22 protein-coding genes and 1 pseudogene are annotated in these 21,620 nt (G+C 65.6%); 10 read left to right on the top strand and 13 right to left on the bottom strand.

Annotated elements, in window-relative coordinates; genetic code table 11:
- The first annotated feature begins 168 nt into the window (after nt 1–168).
- The 3 genes from A5650_RS05360 (at nt 169) to A5650_RS05350 (ending at nt 1,632) form a co-directional block, all read left to right on the top strand.
- Nucleotides 169–894 carry a hypothetical protein gene (locus tag A5650_RS05360; protein ID WP_156744016.1) on the top strand — a complete coding sequence of 242 codons (726 nt, stop codon included), beginning with the start codon at nt 169–171 and terminating at the stop codon, nt 892–894.
- 73 nt (nt 895–967) lie between these two features.
- Entirely contained in the window at nt 968–1,225 is a 258-nt protein-coding gene (locus A5650_RS05355; RefSeq protein ID WP_067287140.1) for a type II toxin-antitoxin system Phd/YefM family antitoxin, read from the top strand.
- Nucleotides 1,222–1,632 carry a type II toxin-antitoxin system VapC family toxin gene (locus A5650_RS05350; protein ID WP_156744015.1) on the top strand — a complete coding sequence of 137 codons (411 nt, stop codon included), beginning with the start codon at nt 1,222–1,224 and terminating at the stop codon, nt 1,630–1,632. Before A5650_RS05355 ends, A5650_RS05350 begins: the two co-directional genes overlap by 4 nt.
- Before the next feature lie 213 nt (nt 1,633–1,845).
- Here A5650_RS05350 and A5650_RS05345 read toward each other — a convergent pair whose 3' ends face one another.
- From A5650_RS05345 to A5650_RS05325, 5 genes are all read right to left on the bottom strand, one after another.
- A complete protein-coding gene (locus A5650_RS05345) occupies nt 1,846–4,365 on the bottom strand; it encodes an SEC-C metal-binding domain-containing protein (RefSeq protein ID WP_067287135.1) in 2,520 nt (839 codons plus the stop codon).
- A 155-nt stretch (nt 4,366–4,520) separates the two neighbouring features.
- Nucleotides 4,521–5,303, bottom strand: coding sequence for a hypothetical protein (locus tag A5650_RS05340; RefSeq protein WP_067287131.1), 783 nt, complete (start codon nt 5,301–5,303; stop codon nt 4,521–4,523).
- The gene (locus tag A5650_RS05335) at nt 5,291–6,481 is read right to left on the bottom strand and encodes a hypothetical protein (protein ID WP_231992544.1); all 1,191 of its coding nucleotides are present in this window, start codon (nt 6,479–6,481) and stop codon (nt 5,291–5,293) included. The genes A5650_RS05340 and A5650_RS05335 overlap by 13 nt, the downstream gene beginning before the upstream one ends.
- A 184-nt stretch (nt 6,482–6,665) precedes the next feature.
- Nucleotides 6,666–6,950: a type VII secretion target gene (locus A5650_RS05330; protein WP_067287223.1), complete on the bottom strand. Its 285-nt coding sequence runs from the start codon at nt 6,948–6,950 to the stop codon at nt 6,666–6,668.
- Between the two features lie 176 nt (nt 6,951–7,126).
- Complete coding sequence (locus A5650_RS05325) at nt 7,127–7,507, bottom strand: hypothetical protein (RefSeq protein WP_067287221.1); 381 nt, start codon at nt 7,505–7,507, stop codon at nt 7,127–7,129.
- A gap of 105 nt (nt 7,508–7,612) precedes the next feature.
- Between A5650_RS05325 and A5650_RS05320 the strand changes: the two genes are divergently transcribed.
- The 4 genes and pseudogenes from A5650_RS05320 (at nt 7,613) to A5650_RS05305 (ending at nt 9,480) form a co-directional block, all read left to right on the top strand.
- Entirely contained in the window at nt 7,613–8,158 is a 546-nt protein-coding gene (locus A5650_RS05320) for a TetR/AcrR family transcriptional regulator (RefSeq protein WP_067287124.1), read from the top strand.
- A gap of 89 nt (nt 8,159–8,247) precedes the next feature.
- Nucleotides 8,248–8,815: pseudogene (locus tag A5650_RS05315) on the top strand (DsbA family protein).
- 87 nt (nt 8,816–8,902) lie between these two features.
- On the top strand, nt 8,903–9,100 hold the full coding sequence (locus tag A5650_RS05310) for an antitoxin Phd (protein WP_067287120.1): 198 nt from the start codon (nt 8,903–8,905) through the stop codon (nt 9,098–9,100).
- Entirely contained in the window at nt 9,097–9,480 is a 384-nt protein-coding gene (locus A5650_RS05305; protein ID WP_067287116.1) for a type II toxin-antitoxin system death-on-curing family toxin, read from the top strand. The genes A5650_RS05310 and A5650_RS05305 overlap by 4 nt, the downstream gene beginning before the upstream one ends.
- A gap of 62 nt (nt 9,481–9,542) precedes the next feature.
- On the opposite strand, the gene A5650_RS05300 is transcribed toward A5650_RS05305, so the two are convergent.
- Both A5650_RS05300 and A5650_RS05295 read right to left on the bottom strand, forming a co-directional pair.
- The gene (locus A5650_RS05300; RefSeq protein WP_067287112.1) at nt 9,543–11,162 is read right to left on the bottom strand and encodes a peptide chain release factor 3; all 1,620 of its coding nucleotides are present in this window, start codon (nt 11,160–11,162) and stop codon (nt 9,543–9,545) included.
- A gap of 65 nt (nt 11,163–11,227) precedes the next feature.
- Nucleotides 11,228–12,523: an alpha/beta hydrolase gene (locus A5650_RS05295; RefSeq protein WP_067287109.1), complete on the bottom strand. Its 1,296-nt coding sequence runs from the start codon at nt 12,521–12,523 to the stop codon at nt 11,228–11,230.
- Nucleotides 12,524–12,740: 217 nt separating this feature from the next.
- Here A5650_RS05295 and A5650_RS05290 point away from each other — a divergent pair, with 217 nt between their 5' ends.
- Nucleotides 12,741–14,486 carry a DUF4407 domain-containing protein gene (locus A5650_RS05290; protein WP_067287106.1) on the top strand — a complete coding sequence of 582 codons (1,746 nt, stop codon included), beginning with the start codon at nt 12,741–12,743 and terminating at the stop codon, nt 14,484–14,486.
- On the opposite strand, the gene A5650_RS05285 is transcribed toward A5650_RS05290, so the two are convergent.
- Together A5650_RS05285 and A5650_RS05280 are read right to left on the bottom strand one after the other, a co-directional pair.
- Entirely contained in the window at nt 14,483–15,454 is a 972-nt protein-coding gene (locus A5650_RS05285; protein WP_067287103.1) for a hypothetical protein, read from the bottom strand. The genes A5650_RS05290 and A5650_RS05285 overlap by 4 nt on opposite strands.
- A 38-nt stretch (nt 15,455–15,492) precedes the next feature.
- Nucleotides 15,493–15,834, bottom strand: a complete 342-nt coding sequence (locus A5650_RS05280) for a DUF732 domain-containing protein (protein ID WP_067287099.1) — start codon at nt 15,832–15,834, stop codon at nt 15,493–15,495.
- 170 nt (nt 15,835–16,004) lie between these two features.
- Between A5650_RS05280 and A5650_RS05275 the strand changes: the two genes are divergently transcribed.
- Nucleotides 16,005–17,663 (top strand): nuclease-related domain-containing DEAD/DEAH box helicase, encoded by a 1,659-nt coding sequence (locus A5650_RS05275; RefSeq protein ID WP_067287219.1) that lies wholly within the window; start codon nt 16,005–16,007, stop codon nt 17,661–17,663.
- Here the strand turns inward: A5650_RS05275 and A5650_RS05270 are convergent.
- Nucleotides 17,605–18,210, bottom strand: a complete 606-nt coding sequence (locus tag A5650_RS05270; protein WP_067287096.1) for a TetR/AcrR family transcriptional regulator — start codon at nt 18,208–18,210, stop codon at nt 17,605–17,607. The genes A5650_RS05275 and A5650_RS05270 overlap by 59 nt on opposite strands.
- 118 nt (nt 18,211–18,328) lie before the next feature.
- On the opposite strand from A5650_RS05270, the gene A5650_RS05265 reads away from it, so the two are divergent.
- Nucleotides 18,329–19,075, top strand: a complete 747-nt coding sequence (locus A5650_RS05265) for an SDR family oxidoreductase (protein WP_067287092.1) — start codon at nt 18,329–18,331, stop codon at nt 19,073–19,075.
- A gap of 92 nt (nt 19,076–19,167) precedes the next feature.
- Here A5650_RS05265 and A5650_RS05260 read toward each other — a convergent pair whose 3' ends face one another.
- The 3 genes from A5650_RS05260 to A5650_RS05250 all read right to left on the bottom strand — a co-directional run bounded on the left by A5650_RS05260 (nt 19,168) and on the right by A5650_RS05250 (nt 21,605).
- A complete protein-coding gene (locus tag A5650_RS05260) occupies nt 19,168–19,503 on the bottom strand; it encodes a hypothetical protein (protein ID WP_067287089.1) in 336 nt (111 codons plus the stop codon).
- Nucleotides 19,504–19,732: 229 nt separating this feature from the next.
- Nucleotides 19,733–19,984, bottom strand: a complete 252-nt coding sequence (locus tag A5650_RS05255) for a hypothetical protein (RefSeq protein WP_067287086.1) — start codon at nt 19,982–19,984, stop codon at nt 19,733–19,735.
- 160 nt (nt 19,985–20,144) lie between these two features.
- Nucleotides 20,145–21,605 carry an ADP-ribosylglycohydrolase family protein gene (locus tag A5650_RS05250; RefSeq protein WP_067287062.1) on the bottom strand — a complete coding sequence of 487 codons (1,461 nt, stop codon included), beginning with the start codon at nt 21,603–21,605 and terminating at the stop codon, nt 20,145–20,147.
- Nucleotides 21,606–21,620: the final 15 nt, after the last annotated feature.

The raw sequence follows: 21,620 nt of genomic DNA, 5'->3' as shown, positions 1-21,620 counted from the left end.
CGTGCCCTAAAATTTGTCCCGTCGGGTCTTCCCATTCCGGGGGGCGGGACTTCGCAACTTCGTCGCGGACGCACAGAATTGTCGGCAGGTCCCGATACCGTCGAATCAACTTCGAAGACGCCCCGCCTCAGCCCGGCCCGGTGTCTCGCCTGCCGAGGGGAGCTGGCCTTGATTCGACCCAACAACGCGACCGCACCATCGGTCATCGTGCTCGGCGACGACGAAACCGTCCGCCGCTGTGAACAATTGACGGCCCGCGCCGAGCCGCGCTCAGTAACGATCGCCGCGATGTTTGCTTTCGCCTCAGGCGCGCCCGCCTCGCACGACCACTTGACCGAGGTCGAAGCCGTCGTCGCAGCGGTAGCCCGGGCGATCGCGACCCGGCTGCCGATATGGATGCCTGATCCGCTTGCGGACCTCGGACGCGAGCAGCATTACCGTCGGTTGAGCCTGGTGCTGCAACGGCACGGACTCGACCTGCTGGTGGGCCACGATTTCTGGCCCGTCCCCGACGCGGGTGGCATAAACGAAATCGACCACGCGTTGCGGTGCGAGGTGCAGGCCGTCGACGCTCTCGATCGGGTGGCGCTGGCCGCGGCAGGGGTGGAGAGTCTCGAGAGGGTCGTCGCGCAGGCTGCGACTGCTATGCCAGTGACTCCGCACGAAAATGATTGGCCACCAACGCTTCCCCAGGCCGGGTTGCCCTGGTCCGAGCGCCGTCAGGCCCTCCTCGGCTATGTGTGTTGGCTGGTAGACGGGTGCGGAGTGACTCGCGCAGCGGCCGCGCGGGTGCTGAATTCGTCGGGTCAACGCGCTCCTGACGGCCGCGCTTGGCAGTCAAGAAGCGTGACGGCGTTACTCGACAGCCGTTACGACTGGGAAGCGACCGCATGACCACCGTGGAGTACCTGTCGGCGTCTTACTCGGTCGGGCCACCTATGTGCTACATAAGTGCTACGCTCGTAGCATGTCCACGGTGGCCTCCCGCGAACTGCGAAACGACACGGCTGGCGTGCTTCGTCGCGTTCAAGCAGGCGAAGAGGTGACGATCACGGTGAATGGACGAGCCGTCGCGGTGATCGCCGCTGTCGAGCCGAAACGTCGGCGGTGGGTGTCGAAGGCAGAATTGGTCAAGCGGCTCCAAACCAGCCAGGCGGATCCCGGCTTGCGTGATGACCTCGCGGAGCTCGCCGGTGAAACCACCGACGACCTCGACGAGTTGTGACGACCGATCGGCCCGTGGCCGGCATCCTCGACACCTCGGTCTTCATCGCCGACGAGAACGGGCGGCAACTGGAGACGTCACTGATTCCGGAGCAGCTGGCCACGACGGTGGTAACTCTCGCCGAACTGAATGCAGGTGTCCTCGCGGCGCGGACCCCGGAGATCCGGGCGCGTCGCCTTCGTACGCTGGATGCGGTCGCAGATATGACCGCGTTTCCGGTCGACGAAGAGGCGGCTCGACTTTGGGCGCTGCTACGCGTCCACGTGGCCGAGGCGGGCCGACGGGTCCGGATCAATGACCTATGGATCGCTGCAATCGCGGCCGCCAGGCAGCTGCCGGTAGTCACGCAGGACGGGAACTTCGATGTCCTAGAGGGTGTTGCGGGCCTGACGATAGTCCATGGTTGACAACGACTCTGGGTGACGGCCCGAGCTGGTCGGCCCGCACTGCGAGGCGCGGCGCTGAGGCGGCTGACGTCGAGACGCTTAAGGGGCCGGCCCGTTGATGAGTTCGTCGCGGTAGGGGAGCCGGCAGTGAAAGGGCACTATCTCGCGACGGTCTCAGCCGCGGGAGTGAACAAGGCCGCTGATCGAGTGGGCGCGGCTCCATGGCAGGAGACGTCAGCCGGGTTGAATCAGGCCGAGCGCGGCCCGTAACCGGTCGCTGTCCATGCCCCCGCGCGCGGCTTCGCCGGCGGGGAGGGTTCCGAGCAACCTGATCAAGTCGTCTCGTCGCGTCGGATCATCGGCGGCCTGTCGAGGCGTGTAACCGTCCAGGGCGGGGATCGGCTCGTCGAGCCACTTGGTCTCGTACTCCTGGATGAACTCGGTGAGCGCCTCGCTCACCTGCGGATCGGCCGGGTCCAGCGTGCCCTCGCCGGTCTGCGGCATCCGCTCGGCAAGTGCGGTGGCCTCGCGGACGGTGGGCACGGAGACGCGGGCGTCGTCGAGCACCTCCGCTTCCGGGTCAAGAGCCGCCAGGGCAGCCAGCACTCGGTCCATCCGCTGCTCGCTGTTGGTTCTGACTCGCAACGCGTCGCCGTCGAGTTCAAGCGTGGCACGTACCCGCCGCATGCCATGGGTCACAACCTGTTCCAGCCACAGGGGCGACTCATCCGGTCGGTCGTAATTTACGTCGAGCGCTGCCTCGATCCCCGGTCCGACGCGCACCGTCGCCTCGCAGAGGACGGTCGGTTCGCCTTCCGTGTTGGTCAGCCTCGGCGGCGCGAACCGTCGGCTCAACTGTTCCACCAATGTGGCCGGGTCGGGCTCGTTGTCGAGTAGCTCGATCAACGCATCTCTCTCGTGCAGTGCGACGGGTTCGACCGATCCGGAGAACTGCATGGTGTCCCCCGCGGGAATCACCCGCGCGCAGATCAGCTGCCCGGGCTTCAGGCCGCGGGTGGCCTGGCGCTCCCGAACGTCGTAGGTGTCGCCGGTGCGCACGTCGCGCACAGTGACACCCTGGCCGGGGCGGACCTGCTCGACGTCGAAGACCGACCGGTCCGACAAGAGCCACTGCTCGGCGAGCAGTCGCTCGTCCTCGGGCAGCAAGAATCCGCGCACCTCGAGGAAGTCGGCCAACGCCCCGCCCTCGAACAACACCGCGTCCATTACCAGCGCGTCAGATATCGCCGCGTCCAAGGCCTCGCGCGAATCACCATCGAAGTATTGGCTGCGTTCGAGGGCAACCTCGAAAAGTACTTCCTCCCAGTCAGTCATCGACACGTGCTGGGCGGCCTTCGCGAATAACCAGCGGACACGATCCTGCAGCGGCAACGCCTCGCGGCCGAGGTGACATTTCTTGTACTTGCGCCCAGAACCGCACCAGCACGGCTCATTTCGGCCGATGTCGGCGCGCGCCTCGGCCCGGTGCTGCTCCAGTAACTGGACCAAGTGATAATCGGGCGGGATACCGGCACGGTGAAGTAACGACAATCCGCGTTCTGCGTCGCCGCGATCGGACGCGAAACGCGCCAATTCCAACAACGTCATCGGCCAGTCGGGATCCATCGATTCGGCGGCCAGAAGTTCGCTTTCGGCAGCCTCGACTTCGCCGAGCTGCTCTAGCGCCAGGGCCCGCAGCCACCGGTAGGCGACGTGTGCGGCGCGAGGCACCTTCGGCTCCAGTGTCTCGGCGAACAGACCCAGCGCGGCCGCGCCGCGGCGCCCTGCGCGGAGCGTCCTATCCGCGAATACTGCCGCCAACTGCGGATCGGCGAGCACACCCCCGACCTCGGCCGTCAGCGCGAAGAGCGGCTCAGGAACGAATTCCTCGCCTGACTCCAGCGCCATCGACATCCGGTCGAAGATTCTGATCAGCGTGTAGAGGGCGAAAGCGTCGTCCTGATCGAGGTCATGCTCTCGGGCGAGCATCTTGCAGTTCAGCTCGAAACGCCAAGCATCGAAATCGAATTCGGCCGGTGCCAGCAAACCGGTCTGATGGATGAGGCCGCTCTCCTCGATGATTTCACCCAGCGGCGAGAGCGCCCCGGTGAATGCGCTCGGATCTTCGACCAACTCCGTCCACACCGCCTCTTGGAGGGACACCGGCTCTTCGGCGTCGTCGACGAGAGCCTTGAGCCGCGCACCGACAGTCGATACCTGCGCGGTCGTGGCGATGCGCTCGACCGCCAGCCGTTGCGAGTCCAGTCGCAACCCAACCAGCTCGCCCTCGCGCACGCCCAGCCTTCCCAGCGTGCCCGGCGCGAGCAGCAGCACTCCGGGCTCGCCAATTACGTCCAGCGGAATGTGCCGCTCCTCGAGCAGATCATCGTCGTAGCCGGGCATTGCCACGTGCGCCGCTGTGCCGTCAGCGAATCGCTGATATTCCACGTACTCGCAAAGATCGGTAAGGGAGTCCAGGTCCGGGTACACCCGGAGGAAATCGTGGGCCAGCTCGTCGGCGTCGACACGGTGTGTGAACATCCGTCCATCCACCACCGCTGGCAGCCACATCCAGCGCTCGTCGATCAATTGCCTTACTGGGCACGCCATTTCGTCGAGCAACTCATCAATGACGTCCCCAGCGTCAGCCACGCCGTTGTCTTTCAGGCGCGCCACGATGACGTCCTTGCCCAGCGGGCCGTTCTCGGTCAGGATCCGGACCACGATTTGCACCGCGTCGAGCGTGTCTGCCACAGCGACCACCCTATGCCGGGCTGGGGCGGGCCGGGAAGCTGTCACGTCCTCAGAGACGGGCGGTGCGCGGAGTCCCTACCGGCGTGGGCGCTAAAACGAATGCGATGAAGGACTAACGGCGCACCGTGCCCTGTCGCCGCCGAGCGCTTCGGTCGTCAATCCAGCGCGAATCGCCCCTCACGAAACCGCTCGGCCGCACGGTGATCCACCAACTCCATCCGATCCTCGGGATGTTTCCAGTAGTGGCGCACCATCCAATAGAGCGGCACTCCGGTCGGTACATACAAGTTCAGTCCGCCTATGACTTCCTCGGTGCCGTCGCGCAAGCACAGCACCACCGACCTACCGGCCTTCCTTCCGTCCTTGGTGTCTGAGTGGTCCTTGACATCGACAACGTCGTCCCACTCCAAAACTCTCGTCTTCAGAACGTCGGCGATCTCGACCATCGCCGGGGTGAACTTGAGGTAGCCGATGCCGCCACGCCGCCCCCACGCGACGAGAGCGATGACGGAGAACAAAGCTGTTAGGGCAAAGAGCGGTGGTGAGAAGATCTGCAACCCACGGGACATCGGAATGTCGATTGCTCCTCGCGGCAGATAGAGCGCCAGAAGGGCACCCGATGGGGCCATGACAATCAGCCCCACGACGTACAGCACGCCCACCCGCTTGTCCGGCCAAACGGTGAATCCCGTTGGATCGTTGGATGTTCGGGTCTGCGCCTTGCCTGCGGCGGCCAGCAGTAGGCCCGCCATCATCAACACTGGAAACGTGACGAAGCCGATCAGTAGTGCGGTCGTCAAGTAGTTGCCTCGGAGGCCGGCCAAGATACCGCGAACGACAAAGTAGAGCAGGCCCGCCGATACGCCGATGACCAGCCAATACAGGCGTCGGTTGACCTTGGCCCAGTTCGCGGGTTCGGGAAGATTCAGTACGGACACACGACCTCACCAATGAACTTGCCCATTTCCACGCCGCCTACAGTTCCGGCGACGGCCCCGATAATGGTAAGAAGCGGTACGGCTCCTACCGCCAGGGGACCAGTCGCTGCGCCAGCTGCCGCACCGAACTCAGCGAGGCCCCAGCCTCCACCGCCGCCGGCCACCCCGGCGACCAGTGCAATGCACCGATCTTTGTCCGACTCAGCCATCACCATGTCGAAGACCGTTGTCGCTACTGTCCCTGCCGGTCCGCCGAACTTCATTGTCTTTCCGATATTTTCGGCCGTTTCCGCGGTGACCATCGGCAAGGATCCGCCACGCGCGATGTGCTTCTCCAAGCCCGACATTGCAGCTGTGGTACCCGTCGATATGTTGTCGATCAGCTCGACGGGCACCGCACTGTGCCGACCGTCTGCGGTAGTGAAGCCGGCCTGTCGGTGGCCGGTGGGGTCCATCGACATCGTCCAGTTCGAGCCATCGGCGAAAGTGATCGACGTGTAGTCACAGTCGTTGGACAGGTCATGCCACGAACTGGTGCGCGCTACAAAGTCACCGTTCTTGTCGAACTCCTCGAGCTCGTAGAAGTTCTGCTTGCTGGGCCACTCGAACGGATCCATGCGGGTGGTGACGGCCTTGCTGCCGTCCTGTTTGATCACCGTCGTCACCTCCTCGCCGTACGCGTTCGTGGACTCGACGACTTCCCGGACGTTCTGCTGCTGATCGGCGGAACGAATCGCTTCCTGCGCCACCGCGCCGACGGGTGTTCGGGGGTCGGCCACCTCATCGGGTGGTCGCTGCGCCGTGGGTAGCAGGATGCCGCCCAGATCGGCTGGCAGTCCCGCCTCAGCGAACCCGAACTGGCTACCTGCGGCCGTCACCGCGTTCGCCGTCGCGTCGTCGGCATCACCGATAGCAATCAGCATCGTGTTGACGTTGGCCTGCTCCTGCAAGGCCGACGCCTGCAGCTTGGCCATCTCCTCCTCGGACATGTAGACCGGGTCGACGAGCACGACCCATTGGTCACTGACGCTCAACGGACCCGCGTCGAGCTCGTCGGCCTTGGCCAACAACGCTTTACGCGCACTCCCGATCGACTCGGCACCACTACTCAATGCCGCCGAGACCGCCTTGGCGTAATCCGAGAACGTCGACGCTTGGCGCTTCGCCCGACCGAACATTGCGCTCGCCGCGGCGTGCGACTTACCTGACCATGCCCGCGTTTCCGGCATTCGCTTGCACGCGGCGTCGATGCCTGAAACGCCATCGACGACTGTCTGCGCTGCCGTGGCAATCGACGCGGCAGACGTCGCCAACGACTCTGGATTCCAACTCTGGAGAGTCGGACGAGAGGGCAGCATAGGATCAGAACAGCCCGTCGAATTCGCCGGCCAAGGTTTCGTCAGTCACCTCGAAAGTGTCCCCGGCACCGCGCACGGCCTTGCCCATCCGAGCCACGTTCTGCGCCAGGTTCTCGGCGACCTCGGTGAAATGCTCACCGACCGACCGGGCCGCCCACTGCGTTGTCGACCCGGGCAGTCCGTCGGCCGCCGCAGTGGTCGTCGGGCCCACTGCGGCTCCGGTGATGCGACCGGTGATGACATCGACGTGGGCGGCGAAGGCCCGCAGGACATCCGGATCGACCAGCACAGACATACCCCGCCTCGAATCGATGGTGTGTCTAGATTCTTAACACGCCCCCGGAGCACCGGGACGCATCAAATTCGCTTCTGGGATCGCCCCGGAGGTTTCGCACCGAGGCTCGGTATGTCAACTGCCCGGGTGCGCCGCGATCAGCGTGTCACCCGGGCGCAGCGTGCCAAGCGTCAGGCGGCTTGCCGTTCCAGCTCCTTCGTCGACTCGACGGGCATGGACGTGGCGGCGTCCATCAACTGTTCGTGGTTGTCTCGCGCACCGCGGTAGGTCGACAGATAGTGGTCGATCTGCTCGCGGCGCAGCGGTCGCGCCCAGATGTTCTCGCTGGGGATCTCGATACCGCTGTCGTTGGATTCTGCGCGCTTGCGGGCACCAACGCGGAAGCCCGCCACTGCCATCACCATCAACACGACCATGCCGGCCCCGATGATTCCCGCCACCGCACTTTGAGCGGCCAGCGCGTAAACGAACGTCCCGAGTGCCGCGAAACTCAGCAGCAGGCTCACATACCCAACCGCAGTCGGCGGAATCCGGCCCAGCGCCTTCAACATCGATATCACCTCTCGTAAGCTTCAGCGAAACGCTACGCGCATCGTAGCGCTACGTTTAGTGTAGCGTTTTTCCAGCCGGAGATATTCCCGGCCAGAGGAGGTGCGATGGCACAGCGACGCGACGTCGACGACGGTATTACCGAGGCGACACTGGCGCTCCTGCGCACCAGAGGGCCCAACGCCGTGACCGTCGAGGCGGTGGCGGCGCGCTCCGGAATCGCCAAGACCACCATCTACCGGCGACATCGCGACCGTCGCGACATGCTTGCCGCCGCGCTGACGCGGGTGACTTCTCCTGAACCCCTCGCCGCATCAACCGCGGCACCGGATCGGTTCCGCTGGCTCATCGCAGAGGCGGTCAAGGCCATCGAGGTCGGCATCGGCTTCGGCGGCCTCGCCGCCATGCTCACCGACGACGACCCCGACTTCACCAAGCTCTTCCGCCGCATCCTGGCCAAGGAGCGGGCCGAACTGACATCGGTGATCGATGCGGCCAAGGCCGATGGATCGTTCCGCGCCGACATCGACAGCGCCACCCTCATCGACGCGGTGGTCGGAGCAATCATCGCCGAGCGCGCACGCACCGGCCGCGTCGCCAACGGCTGGGAAGAGCGACTGTTCGACCTCTTCTGGCCGACGGTGCGGGCCTGAACCCCACCGTGACCTGGCTGCGCACGCTGTCGGTCTGCCTGACGCGGGCCGGTACGACGTCCGTCGTACCGGCATGTCCAGCTGGCACGATGACGACCACTGGCGCGCAGATCCGAGGTTCCGATGTGTCCAATCGTCCTGTCGCCGTTGATTTTCACTTCGACGTCACGTGCCCGTTCGCATTCAGACATCGCGGTGGATCCGCGAGGTGCGCGAGCGCAGCGGCCTGGAGGTGAACTGGCGCTCCTTCAGCCTCGAGGAAATCAACCGCCAGGACGGCAGTAAGCATCCGTGGGAGCGCGACTGGTCGTACGGCTGGTCGATGATGCGCATCGGCGCGCTGTTGCGCCGGCAGTCGATGGCCGACCGCCAGCGCGTCGTCGACGCCGGCGGCTACGGCGTACCGACGCTGTTCTTCCCTGACGGGCAGTGCCTTTTCGGGCCGGAGCTCATCGACCTGCCGGCGGGGGAGGCGGCGCTGCGGCTGTGGGACTTTGTCGTCGCCTGGACCGAGTTCCCGCACCTCTATGAGCTGCAGCGACCTAAGACGCACGCCGACCAGCAGGCCATCACCGAGACCTGCGCCCGTATCTGGTGGCCAGCGACTGGGTCTCGATCAACCGGGGCAAAGTCGTCTCGTTCGATCCGCCGGGCTGATACGGCGCCGAGGACTGTTCCAAGCGCACCTCAACAAGCGGTAGCGTCTGGTACCAGTATTGGTACTGAAGCTGGTACCGTCGACGTATGCCTGCGTTGAACGTCAACTTCAGCGACGAAGAGATGGAGCAGTTGCGCACCGCCGCCACGGCTGCGGAGCTGTCGCTGCGCGCGTTCGTGCACCGCGCCGCGCTCGATGCCGCGAGCGACCACAAACGCCGCGTACGCGAAGGCGCGAGGATCGTCGCCGAGCGCAGCGCAGAGCTCAATCGTCGCCTGGCGTGACCGAATACCTGGATCGCGAGGACGTTCTCGTCTCTGGTGCTGCGGCCGTGGGTGTCGAGCTGAGGGTGACCGACTATGGTCTGCTCGACGCAGCGGTGGCTCGGCCGCAGGCCACCGTCTTCGGGGTCGACGCGTATCCCGACCTATTCACCAAAGCAGCGGCACTGCTGCAGTCTCTGGCGCGCAACCATGCGCTCGTTGATGGCAACAAGCGCACCGCATGGGCCGCTGCATGGACGTTCCTGTACCTCAACGGCGTCGAATTGGACTCTGGCTTCGATGTCGACGATGCCGAGGACTTCATGAATACCGTCGCCACTCAGGGGCATCTGGAGCTGGCCGACCTTGCGGACAAGCTGCAGGGGTTCGCCTCTGAATGACCGCCTGAGCTGGCTTATGGGGGCCTGGGTGGTCGGCGGCGGTGTGTCCGAGGAGCGACGCCCTACGCCGCCACCAACGACCCGAGTTTGATATCGGGGTTGTCGCGCTGAAAGCCGTCCAGCCGCCACGGCGTCGAGAACAGCACGAGCATGACACCGTCGCTGCGGGTCAGCACCTCCGCCGACACCTGCTTGTCCATGAACTCGGCGTCGGCGGGGTCGACGATCCGCGCGACCTGATACGGCAACGACTCCAACGCAATCGGGGTGCCGAACTCCGCAGCCATTCGGTGCACGGCAACCTCGAACTGCATCGGACCCACCGCGGCCAACACCGGCGCCTGATCGCCGCGACGGTCTGAGCGCAGCACCTGCACGACGCCCTCTTGCTCGAGCTGCTCGATCCCGCGACGAAACTGCTTGTGCTTGCTGGGGTCGGTGCCGCGCGCCACCGCGAAATGCTCCGGGGAGAAGCTCGGGATCGGCGGATACTTCACGGGCACATCACGATACAGCGTGTCACCCGGGCGCAGCATCGCCGCGTTCGCCAGCCCGATCACATCCCCCGGCCACGCCGTGTCCAGGGTGGAGCGCTGCTGCCCGAACACCGACTGCGCGTACTTCGTGACGAACGGCTTGCCTGTCGCCGCGTGGGTGAGCACGTCCCCACGCTCGAACGTGCCGGACACCACCCGCGCATACGCGATGCGGTCGCGATGCGCGGAGTCCATGCCCGCCTGCACCTTGAAAACAAAAGCGCTGAAAGGAGATTCGACCGTACGGCGAATGCCATCGACGTCCAGAGCTCCACTCGGCGGCGGCGCGAGTTCGACCAGGACGTCGAGCAGCTGGTTCACCCCGAAGTTCAACGCCGCCGACGTGAACAGCGCCGGGGTCGTCTCGCCGCTCAAGAACGTCTCGCGGCCGTAATCGGCGCCGTCTGCCGACAACAGCTCCGACTCCTCGACAGCGGTATCCCAGTCGACGCCCGCGGCCTCGGAGGCGTCGGCCGCCGCGATGTGCTCCTCGGGCGCCGCGGTGGCACCACCCGCGGTCCGAGTGAAGCGAATGTAATTGCCAGACCGGCGATCCAGCACACCCTTGAAATCACCGGCGATGCCCACCGGCCACGTCAGGGGAGTGGGCCGCAACCCGATCCGCGACTGGATCTCGTCGATCAGTTCCAGGGCATGCCGCCCGGGCCGGTCCCACTTGTTGATCACCGTGATGATCGGAATCCCGCGGTGCTTACACACCTGGAACAACTTAAGCGTCTGCGGCTCAAGTCCTTTCGCCGCGTCGATGAGCATCACAGCGCAGTCGACCGCCGTCAGCACCCGGTAGGTGTCCTCGGAGAAGTCGGCGTGGCCCGGGGTGTCGAGCAGGTTGATGACGCAGTCGCGGTACGGGAACTGCAATGCCGTCGAAGTGATCGAGATGCCCCTGGCCTTCTCCATCTCCATCCAGTCGGACACCGTCGATCGTCGACCCGCCTTGCCATGCACCGCGCCGGCCTCGGTGATCACCCGGGCGTGCAACGCCAGCGCCTCGGTCAACGTCGACTTGCCGGCGTCGGGGTGGCTGATGACAGCGAAGGTCCTGCGCCGGCCCGCCTCGGTGGAGATACGGCCAGGTGGCGAGGCGTCGCCGCTGGGCACAGCGGTCAGGGCGGTGTCGGTCATAGCGGTAGCGATGGTATTGGCCGAGCGCCGCAATCTGTTAATCGAAGCTGGTCAGGCTTTGGGCGTCACGACGTCGCGCTGACACCCTCCGACTGCGTCGCCTGCTGCCAGTTCGCGTAGACCTCGGCGAGGAATTGCTCGACGGCGACCGCTGCGTGCCCGGCACGGGCGGAGCCGAACATGTCGAAAGCGTGCTGCGCAAAGGGCAACTCGGCGTACGCGACCGGCTGGGTGCTGGCGTCGCGCAGCTTCGCGACGAACGCCCGCGCCTGCTCGACGGGAACCAGCGAATCGTTGGTCCCGTGCAACACGAAGAAGGGCGGGGCATCAGCAGTGATGTGATTCACCGGCGACGCGTCGGCGTAGGTCTCGAAGGCCGACTTCTGTGGTTGTTTGATGACCATCTGCTCGAGCAATTCGGGCATCGACGGATGCATCGCGTCCTCAAAACGGGTGAAGTCGTAGACACCGTAGAAGGGCACTGCGGCCTGCACCCGCGTGTCGACATCCTCGAAGCCCGGCTGGTATCGCGCGTCGTTAGGCGTCAGCGCCGCCAGCGACGACAAATGCCCGCCCGCCGAGCCGCCGGTGATCGCGATGAAGTCCGGGTCGCCGCCGTACTCGGCGATATGCGTCTTGACCCACGCCAGCGCGCGCTTGACGTCCACGATGTGATCCGGCCACGTGTTGCGCGGGCTGTGCCGGTAGTTGATCGCCACGCAGATCCAGCCGAGCTCCGCGAGATGGCTCATCAACGGATGTGCCTGTCCGCGTTTGTTTCCCGTGACCCAGGCGCCGCCGGGGATCTGGAACAGGACCGGCGCCTTGCCGTTCCGGTCGAGATCGGGACGCCGCCAGATGTCGAGCTGGTTGGCACTGCTGAACTCGCCGTAGCTGATGTTTCCGTCGTGGGCGTAGTCGCGGTAGATCCGCATCATTCGCAGAGCGCCCGGCGTCTTGGCGCTGCCATCCCCAGCGGGCCGGCGCCACAGGCCGGTCGAGTCCCTGCGGCGATCAGTGCCCAGGCCACTGTCCAACGCCTCGGTCAGCGGGGTAGCGGCTTTGTGGCCCGCGCGGCTGAAGTTCAGCAGACCGACCGCAGACAGGGCTGCCACCGCCCACGCGATCACGCGCACTGGACGGCTCAGGCGGCGACTGGTCAACGCCAGCCCGCCGATCTGGCTCGCCAGCGTCTGGAGCGGGAACTCGCTCACCACCATGCCGAACCCGAACGAGAAGATCGATGGGTAGCCCTTGCGCGCCAGCGGTCGGTAGCCGTTGAGCGTCGAGGCCGCGGTCACCGCCGCGACAACTAACGCCGCGACCTGCCGGGCGATGTGGCCGATACGCGCCTTCTTCATGAGGTCACCATACGAGGAGGCGCTGGCACCAGGTGATGACTGCCTGCTCACCGGCACGGGGCCCGTCCACGAAGGACGGCCGCCGCCACGCTATGGGAGAATTCCGGCATTCGCATCGGCGTGACCGTGCGATCCGCGGGGGGTTCCGCCTGGCACAGACCGACAAAGCCGTCGGTGGCGCTCAGTCACGCCGTGACCTGCACGTTTGGAGTTTTCCATGGGTGTCCACAGGACTTCCGAGGCCGGACCTTCCGCCTCACCGATCGCGGCGGGGCTCATCTGGCTCGGTGGCGGTGAGCAGCGCGACAGGGCTGCCCGCCATGAGCGATCGACCCTGGTCAGCGCCGGCGTGGTGGTGCTGGTGGCGATGCTGCTGGCGTGGCTGGTGGCCGCTGCCGCTCTGGCGCAGTCGACATCCTGGCCGCTCGCGGCCGTCACCGCGGTCACCTCGGTGTTTGGTTTGCTGATCGGCGTGCTGAGCCGGGCAATCGCCACCGGCGCGGTTCGCGGTTCCGGGGTGGCGGGACGTGCCGCCGTCGCGGTCGCCATGGGGCTCGTGGTGGGCGAGCTTGCCGCGGTCGTCGTGTTCTCCGGATCGGTCGACCGGCTCCTCGACGAGCGGGCGGCGCGCACAGCCGAGTCCAGCCCGGCCGTCGCGCAGGCCGCAGCGGACCTAGACCGGAGCCGGGCCGCGCGCGGCGAGCTTGACGCTGCGGTCGAGCAGGCTGTGCAACGCCGCCAGGACGCGCTGGTGGTGGCGCGCTGCGAGTTCAATCCGCGGCCCGAGTGCCCCCAGACCGTCATCACGGGAGTGCCCGGCGCCGGGCCCGAGAACCGGACGGCGAACGACTTCCTCGCCGACGCGCAGGGGAGCCTCGACGCCGCGCTGGCCGACCGTGATCTCCGCGCGCCCGCGCTCGATGCCCAGATTGCCGACGCCGAGCAGGCGCTGGTGGACGCCCGGCAGGCCGCGACGGCCGACGCGGATCGGGGACTGGGCGGGCGGTGGGTCGCGATGAACGACCACACGTTGGCGAATCCGGGTGCTATGGCGCTGCGGATTCTCGTCGACGGCTTCTTCGTTCTGTTGAGCATGCTGCCGCTGATCCTCAGGCGGTGGCGCGGTGAGACGTCCCAGGATCGCGGGATCGCGGCCGACGTCGTACGGGATCGCGCCGAGCTGGATGCCGACACAGCAGTCGCGGTGAAGCGGGCCGAGGTCCGTGCGGCCATCGACACCATGTGGGCGGAACAGCAGCTGGCGAGCGCGCGCATGGCCGTCGAGGCGCAGCTGGAGATCGACCGTGAGCAGCAGCGCCGCCGGGTGATGGAGGCGATCGATACCGCCAGTCCCGTACGCGCCGAGCGCATTTCGGAGCCTGAGGATGTGTACTTGCCGATCGCCGCGGAGGCTGAGGCGGCGAGTCTCGTTGCGGGACAGGCGCCGGCGGGCGAGGAGCCCGCCGTAGCCGAAGTAGAGAACTTGCCCGCACCGGTCGAGGAGGGCGGTTCCGTGGAGCAAGCCGACGAAGCCGGACGTCCGCTGATTCCCGGTATCCCAGATGTCACCCGTGCCGCCGCGCGCTGGATTCGCCCGCTGGTGCCGCCGATCATCGTCAACGCGATCGACACCACCACGAAGCCGTTGCGCAGTGCACGACAAGTCTTCGAGGAGACTGAGGAGATCCACTTCTCGATGCGACGCACCCGCAAGGTGACCACTCAGGCCGAGGAGAGTGATGACGTTGCGGGAGAACGGGCTAGCGATGAGACCAGCGGAACGCGGAGAGCGTCGACAGTCCGAGGCGACGATCACGTCCGCGGCTACGGCCAGGTCGGTGCCGGGGCGGAACACGCGTCATCCGCGATGACGAGGGGCAAGGGCCACGCAGAACTCACCGGGGGTCGGTCGCGCGAACTGAGCGAACGTCGTGGCCCACGGGAACTCCCGCCCGGGCGTTAGCTCTTCGCGGCGGCGCGCACCTGTTTGTCGATTCGCTTGATGAGCCGGTCGTCGACGACGATCTCGAGCGTGACCGAGCCGAAGTCGACATCGCCAGGCGCGTAACGCAACACCCCGGGCATCTCTTCGACGAGGTGAACGAGTTCGTCGATGAACGCATGGAATCCATCGAGCGGGATGTCCATCAGCAGCGAGCAGTCGGCCAACAGTCCGGTGTACTTCGAGGGCACGCTGACGTCACGGCACCGCTCGGCGAGCGCGAGGAACCGCTCGTGGAGGTCCATCAGTCGGTTGGCCACGTGCACGATGCCGTCGGCGTCAGCGGTGCTCGCGTCGTCGCTGTCGCCAAACACACCCATGAACGCCGGTGCTTGGATGAAGGATTCGAGCCGATGGGCAAGCTCGTACAGGTCGTCGAGGCAGTTCTCGACGAAGAGCGCCACCTCCCCGCCGCTTTGCGCATACCGTCTCGGCGCTGCTGAGTAGTGCAGCTCGAGATCGCGAAGTCGCGGTCGCACGTCTGCAAGGCGTTGCACGAGCACCGACACGAAGACCGCCCACCGCCACTCGGTGGGCCTCTCCCGAAGCAGCGCGTCGAGCCCGCTTGCGGTGTAGGCGATTGCGGCGAAGCGCCGTTCATCGTCGGACGCGTCCGCCGACGGTACCGACGGCTGAGGCGAGATCGACCGCATCAACTCGGCCCCTTCGACGCCGTAGACACCCCTGCCGTCACCGAGTTGCGCCCACCGATGCTGGCGGTCGGCGCGGTGAGCCAGGGTTTCGGCCTCGCGGGCGGCAGCCAGCCGGCGCTCCTGCTCGCGACGGACAAGCGCCCGGACCGCGAAGAACAGCCCGACCGCCACGCCGACGCCGATGATGATCCAGTAGTAGGTGACGACGAACCAGATCAGGAGCAGCACGCCGAAAGCGCCGGCCACTCCACCGGAATCCGAACCGCGGCCTGCCATCACGACGGCCCATTGACCTTGGCGAACATCTCGAGCACCTACAGCGGCTGCGTGTAGCCGATCTCGCGTGCCCACTCGACGACCGCCGGCTTGGCGTCCAGGCACATCGTGTTCACCGCCGACAGCAGCACGATCGCCGACTCCGCCGGTGCGAACCCCGTCCTCTGCAGCTTGCCCAGCACCGCCGGTGGCGGCGCCCCGAAGCGAAGGTCGTGACAGAGCTCCTTGCCGATGTCGATCATGTCGACCATCGAGCTGTAGTAGACGCCCATGTTGTCGAGCTGGGCGATGAAGTCGTACTGATCGGCGTGCGCCGGACTTGACGACAGCACCGCTCCGCAGACCGCGAGCGCGCCCGCGATTACCCCACGTCCGCGCATGATCCCCCCTTGATATAGCGCTTGAGGTTGACCATAGGCCCGCCCACCGACAAATCCGGGGCACCGGCCTCACCCGGAGTGACGGACCCCGTCGCTAACATCGAGACCAAGGTTCCTGGGGGAGGGTTCGACATGCGGTGGCGGCATCGAAGCACGGCACGGAGACGCCGATGACGATCACCCCTACCGACACCCCGCGGCTTGCCAACCGCGCCGAGCGGCGCGTCTACCAGGCACTCGTCGAACAACTCCAGCCCAACGACCTCGTCATCGCCGGCCAACGAGTCACCGACCATCTGAAGGACCACGAGGTCGACTTCGTTGTAGCCATCGAAGGCGCCGGCATCGTGTGCTTGGAGGTCAAGGGCGGAGAGGTGTGGCATGACGGAGTGACCTGGCGTCAGAAGCGTGGAGGACGTGAGCACATCATCGAGCCGGTCCGCCAGGCCCGCGAAGCGTGCTACGCCCTGCGCGATTACATCGAGAAGGACCCGCGCTGGTCGCAGGGGCGGCTGCGCTGGGACCACGTCGTCGTCCTGCCCAACACCGAACTTCCTGACGACTTCGCACTCTCGGACTGCCCACGCTGGAAGGTCATCGACCGCAACGATCTCAAGGAGATCGACGGCAAGCTGCGCCACGTGTTGGTCAGCCAGGAACTCGACCGTCCGCTGCTCAACGCGGATGGCATCGACCAGATCATCACCGCGCTGAGCGGACGCGGGCTGCCGCAGCGCGACGTCGTCGCGCGGGCCCTGGCCAATGAGGACGCTGCCGACGCGCTCACCGAGCATCAGGCAGTGATCCTCGACGCGACTCGGCTGCTCAACCGCATCGAGGTCCGCGGCGGCGCGGGAAGCGGCAAGACGTTCCTCGCGATGGAGCAGGCCCGCCGGTTGGCCCAGCGGGGCCAACGCGTCGCCCTCGTCTGTTACTCCCACGGTCTCGCTTCATATTTGGAGCGCATCACCGCAACGTGGTCGCGACGCCAACAGCCCGGCTACGTCGGCGAGTTCCACGCGCTCGGCGTCCTGTGGGGCGCACCCGAGGGCCCGGACGAATCGCTGCGCACCGAGGAGACAGTCAAGTTCTGGGAACACGATCTCCCGGTGCAAATGGCTGAGCTGGCAATGCAACTCGAACCTGGGCATAGGTTCGACTCCATCGTCGTCGACGAGGCGCAGGACTTCGCCGACTCGTGGTGGGAGCCGCTGCTGATCGCGCTCAAGGATCCCGATGAGGGCGGCCTGTACGTGTTCACTGACGAGGGGCAGCGCGTCTTCAATCGTTACGGGTCTCCGCTGGTGCCGTTGGTACCGCTGATTCTCGACCACAATCTGCGCAACACCCGCCAGATCGCGAACGCATTCCAACCGCTGGTCGACCACCCGATGCGGTTCCTCGGCGGCGAGGGGCCTGCTGTCGAGTTCATCGCCTGTGACCGCGGGGACGCGATGGACGTCGGTGACGATCAGATCGAGGCCTTACTCGAAGAGGGTTGGCGGCCTGAGGATCTTGCGTTGTTGACGACGGGCAGCCGGCATCCCGAGCAGGCCGAGCGGCAGAAGGAGGGTCACAAGGCGTACTGGGATACCTTCTGGGACAGCGACCAAGTGTTTTACGGTCACGTGCTTGGCTTCAAGGGACTCGAGCGACGTGCGGTCGTCTTGGTGGTCAACGATTCGGGCCAATTCGAGCGCTCCCGCGAACGCCTCTACGTCGGATTGTCGCGGGCGCGCGACCGTCTCGTCGTGTGCGGCGACCCTGACTTCATCCGCGAGGTCGGCGGCCCCGACTTGGCGCGTCGCCTGGGCGTGTCTTCGGCATAGATTTCGACGGCCAGCCCGTCAGCGCGAGGTCCGCGATGGCGTGGAGATCAGCGCGGTCGGCCCCGCTTCGCGCCTGGATCGCGATCCCCTGGCATACCGCCGCGATCCAGCGTGCCAACGCCAGAGTGTCGACATCCGGTAGTTCTCCGTCGGCCACCGCCGTCGCGAACCGCTCGGCGAGAGCTTGCACAGTCGCCTCCCGCCACTCGGCCAAGCCGGGTGCCTCGCCGACGGTCAGGCACCCCCGCACATCACCACTGACCGCGTCTGCCGCACCATGCACCATGGCCTCGGCGACCTCGCGGGCTGTCGGTCGTCTCAGCGCATCGGCCGTATAGCTGCTCGGCCCTGCGAGGTATCGCCGCATGGCTCGCTCGAAAAGCTGTTCCTTGGAACCGAATTCGGCGTAGATGCTGCGTCGGTTCAAACCGGTTGCGGCGGTGACGTCGGATATCGAGACACCGTCGAAGCCGTGCGCCCAGAACAGCTTCATCGCGGTGTCCTCGACCTGTTCGGGGTCGTATCCCCGGGGGCGACCTACGGACACCGTCGCCCACCTCCTCTGCTGTGATGCCGGTCACATCGGGGAATGCTGACCGGACGAACGGGTTTGACCTGAGCATACTAAGTAACAAATCGGTTCGAAACTGCCAGGAGGCTTGATTATGAGTGCAGCACCACTCGCCGGACGCCGAGCATTGGTCACGGGAGGATCGCGCGGAATCGGCGCTGAGATCGTTCGGCGATTGAGTGCTGACGGCGCGGCCGTCGCGTTCACCTATTCGGCGTCGGGCGCGAATGCCGAGAAGCTGGCCGCCGAACTAGCTGGCAACGGCGCGACAGTGGTGGCTATTCAGGCGGACGCCGCCGACGGCGCGCAAAGTGCCGCCGCCGTTGAGCGTGCTGTCGAAGATCTCGGTGGGCTGGACATCGTGGTGAACAATGCCGGTGTCGCGCACATCGCGCCGATCGACGACTTCCCAGCAGAAGAGTTCGAGCGTCTCGTGGCGATCAACATCGGCAGCACGTACTGGACGACGCGGACGGCGATCAAGCATCTCGGAGACGGTGCCCGCATCATCAACATCGGCAGCATCAACGCCGACCGCATTCCCGGTCCGGGGTTGTCGGTGTACGGCTTGACCAAGGGCGCGATGTCATCGTTCACCCGCGGGCTTGCGCGTGACCTCGGGGACCGCGGCATCACCGTCAACAATGTGCAGCCGGGGCCGATCAACACCGACGCGAATCCTGACCACGGCGACTTCGCCGAGAGCCTGAAAGCCGTTACGACGCAGGGACGTTACGGACACACGACGGACGTCGCTTCACTAGTGGCGTTCTTGGCCGGCCCCGAGTCCGGATACATCACGGGTGCGAATCTAAATGTTGACGGCGGCTTCACCGTCTGACTCAGTCGTGCGCGTCGGTTTCGCAACCGTGTGGCAGCGCCACTGGCGTCGACGATGTCCGTCGCAAAGCGAAGTGTTCGGTTGAAAGTCCGTCACTCTTGAGGCCTGATTATGACCGGGCTGGCGCTCAGAGGTTCGATTACAACCCCCACGTCCCTCAGCAGCTCAATCGAACGATTGGAATTCATCACGGTCTCTACGTCGCCCTCGAGGACCATGTACGCGGCGCGGTTCATCCGACCGTAGAACTCTTTCATCGAATCCACGCTACGGAAGACAGGCATGTACCGAACGCCGTCGCGTGCCAGTAAAAACAGCCTCTGCTCGCCGTCGTTTGTGTCGCCGAACGGGGTGGAGTAATAGACCTTGCTGTCGGCGGTCGAAGTCGGCTCGCTCTGCGGCTTGTTCTTCTTCTTGAAAATGTTCACCGAACCTCCTAGATAGCTTCATCTACCAATTTCGTAATCTCCTCAAGCGATCTCGACATCAAATGACTGAAAATCGTCGCCGCGGGCCCCATCAGAACAGCGCGCCCTTCCGACGTGCGTAGTTCGAAGATCCCCTCTTCGATGGCTCTGAATTGGACGCCCGCAGCAGGACCGAGCGAATACAGGTCTTGCCGGACTGCATCTCGAGCAAGCGACGACCATTCCCAGATCAGATACTTTCGACGAGGTCGTACGTTGCGAATATGGCGACATCGCTGCGTAATTGCCCGCGGTCGTCGACTGTGTCGATCACCCACCGGTCGTCGGTATGCCGCAGGTGAAGCGAGTAGTCATCGGATGTGAAGCGACTCTCGTGACCGGGCTGAGCATCCGACACCGCCGCATGCGTCAAACCGGCACGTTGCGCCGAATACAACCAGCACGCATACAGGCGTGAGAAGTCCGGCTCGAGACGCCTCATACTTCCGCCTCCGCATACGCTGACGGCGGCAGGTGGTCGTCATCGCTGTTGAATATTCCGCCCGGGTTGCACGTCTCGCAATCCTCGCCGTAAAAGCAATTTGGGTTCGCCGGTTCCCACCACAGCGAGTCGCCGTGCCGTCGGAAGTATCCATGTCTGCTCACGAGGCCACCTTTCGGTCATCCTTCGTCGTCCTCAGGCGTCGCAATGCCTCTCGAAACGCCGGGTTCGGATACGCACCGGGCAGCACCGCGGTTACGTCCCGCACAGCTTCGTCAACTCCGACGTCCCTGAGTCGCGCCCCGTACAAGGCGCCGATGGTCGGCGTGCGGCTGTACGCGGCCACGCAGTGCACCAACGCCGTCCGCCCCTCGCGCCGTAGTTCTTCGATCAACCGCACCGTGTCCGCCAAGACGAAGTCCAGGTGCGGGTTCTCGTCGTGGGTTGTGCGGTCGATCAGTCGTATCTCGATGTGCGGCATGTCGTGGCGCATATCCTCGTCGGCCAATCGACACAACGACACCACAGCATCGACTTCCGATGGCAGGTTCCGCAGGACGCCAATGCCGCCGAGCAGAATTCGCTCGTCGTAGGGGTGACGCGCGCAAGTATCGATCGACGAGTCGAAGTACGAGTAATCGAAGAGGTCCGGTTCACCGCCGCGTGCGATTGCAGACCCGAGCGCCACCAACTCATGCGCGCTGATGTCTGGCCAGCCGTGCAGTAGTCGCCGCCATGCGCTCGGCACCGCCGACGCTCCATGCGCTGCGCCCAGTAGACCGCCCGCGATCGCCGCGACCGTGTCGGTGTCATGCCCCGCGCGCACCGCGGCGTCCAAAGCCAGACGAAGATGGTCCGCGCGGAAGGTGCCGGCCTCGGGCTCGTCCTTCGGCACAGGTGTCGTCACGATCGCCGACCACGCCGCCTGCATCGCCGTCACCACCCAGCCGTTGTTGGGGAACGAAGCGGGCGCGGCCGACTCTGCGGCACTCAGGCGCGTCTCCCATAGGTCGCGGCGTTCGGCAGTGATGTGACGCAACCCCGCGCGCGCATCGAGCTCGCCAGTGAGGACCGCGTGCCGTATGGCACTGCACCACAACACGCAGGCGTCACCGGCGTCTTCGTCATGGTGGGTCAGCTCGCTGATCGCGCGGGCCGCCTCCACCATGGCGTCCTCATCATCGAGGTATGCGAGTGCTACGGGAGCGGTGCGCATCAGGGAGCCGTTCCCTGCTGTGCGGCCGGTCTGCCGGTGAAGGGCCTCGGATGCACTCCGCGCGTCCGATGCCGTGATGTGGCCACCACGAGACGCCGAGCGCAGGACGGAGCCCGTCTGAATCCCAACATCTTTGGCAGTATGCGACCATTCGAGCCATCGACTCACGATGGCGTCCTGTGCTGTGGCGTCTCGCAGATCTGCACCCGTGGCTGCTACCTCGGCGATCGCGATCGCCATCGCGGTGTCATCAGTCCATTCACCACGCTGCCAGGGTCCGCCGCCGACCATCGCCACCTCGAGCTCTGGTGCTCGCGGCGGCTGGAACTCGTATGGCGCACCGAGCGCATCCCCCGCGGCGGTGCCCAGCAGTACACCTTCGACGCGGTCATCGTATGCAGACATTTTTGCCCCCTCCGG

Origin of the sequence: Mycobacterium sp. 1164985.4, assembly GCF_001668575.1 — a bacterium.
Classification (GTDB): Bacteria; Actinomycetota; Actinomycetes; order Mycobacteriales; family Mycobacteriaceae; genus Mycobacterium.
Note: the sequence above shows the minus strand (reverse complement) of the source record. Positions and strands in the feature narration are given on the sequence as shown.

What these genes read in the sequence shown, in the direction of transcription:
- A5650_RS05355 (WP_067287140.1), top strand. Translation starts at nt 968, where the DNA reads ATGTCCACGGTGGCCTCCCGCGAACTGCGAAACGACACGGCTGGCGTG.
- A5650_RS05335 (WP_231992544.1), bottom strand. Translation starts at nt 6,481, where the DNA reads ATGTTCGGTCGGGCGAAGCGCCAAGCGTCGACGTTCTCGGATTACGCC.
- A5650_RS05325 (WP_067287221.1), bottom strand. Translation starts at nt 7,507, where the DNA reads ATGTTGAAGGCGCTGGGCCGGATTCCGCCGACTGCGGTTGGGTATGTG.
- A5650_RS05320 (WP_067287124.1), top strand. Translation starts at nt 7,613, where the DNA reads ATGGCACAGCGACGCGACGTCGACGACGGTATTACCGAGGCGACACTG.
- A5650_RS05310 (WP_067287120.1), top strand. Translation starts at nt 8,903, where the DNA reads ATGCCTGCGTTGAACGTCAACTTCAGCGACGAAGAGATGGAGCAGTTG.
- A5650_RS05300 (WP_067287112.1), bottom strand. Translation starts at nt 11,162, where the DNA reads ATGACCGACACCGCCCTGACCGCTGTGCCCAGCGGCGACGCCTCGCCA.
- A5650_RS05295 (WP_067287109.1), bottom strand. Translation starts at nt 12,523, where the DNA reads ATGAAGAAGGCGCGTATCGGCCACATCGCCCGGCAGGTCGCGGCGTTA.
- A5650_RS05290 (WP_067287106.1), top strand. Translation starts at nt 12,741, where the DNA reads ATGGGTGTCCACAGGACTTCCGAGGCCGGACCTTCCGCCTCACCGATC.
- A5650_RS05285 (WP_067287103.1), bottom strand. Translation starts at nt 15,454, where the DNA reads ATGGCAGGCCGCGGTTCGGATTCCGGTGGAGTGGCCGGCGCTTTCGGC.
- A5650_RS05280 (WP_067287099.1), bottom strand. Translation starts at nt 15,834, where the DNA reads ATGCGCGGACGTGGGGTAATCGCGGGCGCGCTCGCGGTCTGCGGAGCG.
- A5650_RS05275 (WP_067287219.1), top strand. Translation starts at nt 16,005, where the DNA reads ATGACGATCACCCCTACCGACACCCCGCGGCTTGCCAACCGCGCCGAG.
- A5650_RS05265 (WP_067287092.1), top strand. Translation starts at nt 18,329, where the DNA reads ATGAGTGCAGCACCACTCGCCGGACGCCGAGCATTGGTCACGGGAGGA.
- A5650_RS05255 (WP_067287086.1), bottom strand. Translation starts at nt 19,984, where the DNA reads ATGAGGCGTCTCGAGCCGGACTTCTCACGCCTGTATGCGTGCTGGTTG.
- A5650_RS05250 (WP_067287062.1), bottom strand. Translation starts at nt 21,605, where the DNA reads ATGTCTGCATACGATGACCGCGTCGAAGGTGTACTGCTGGGCACCGCC.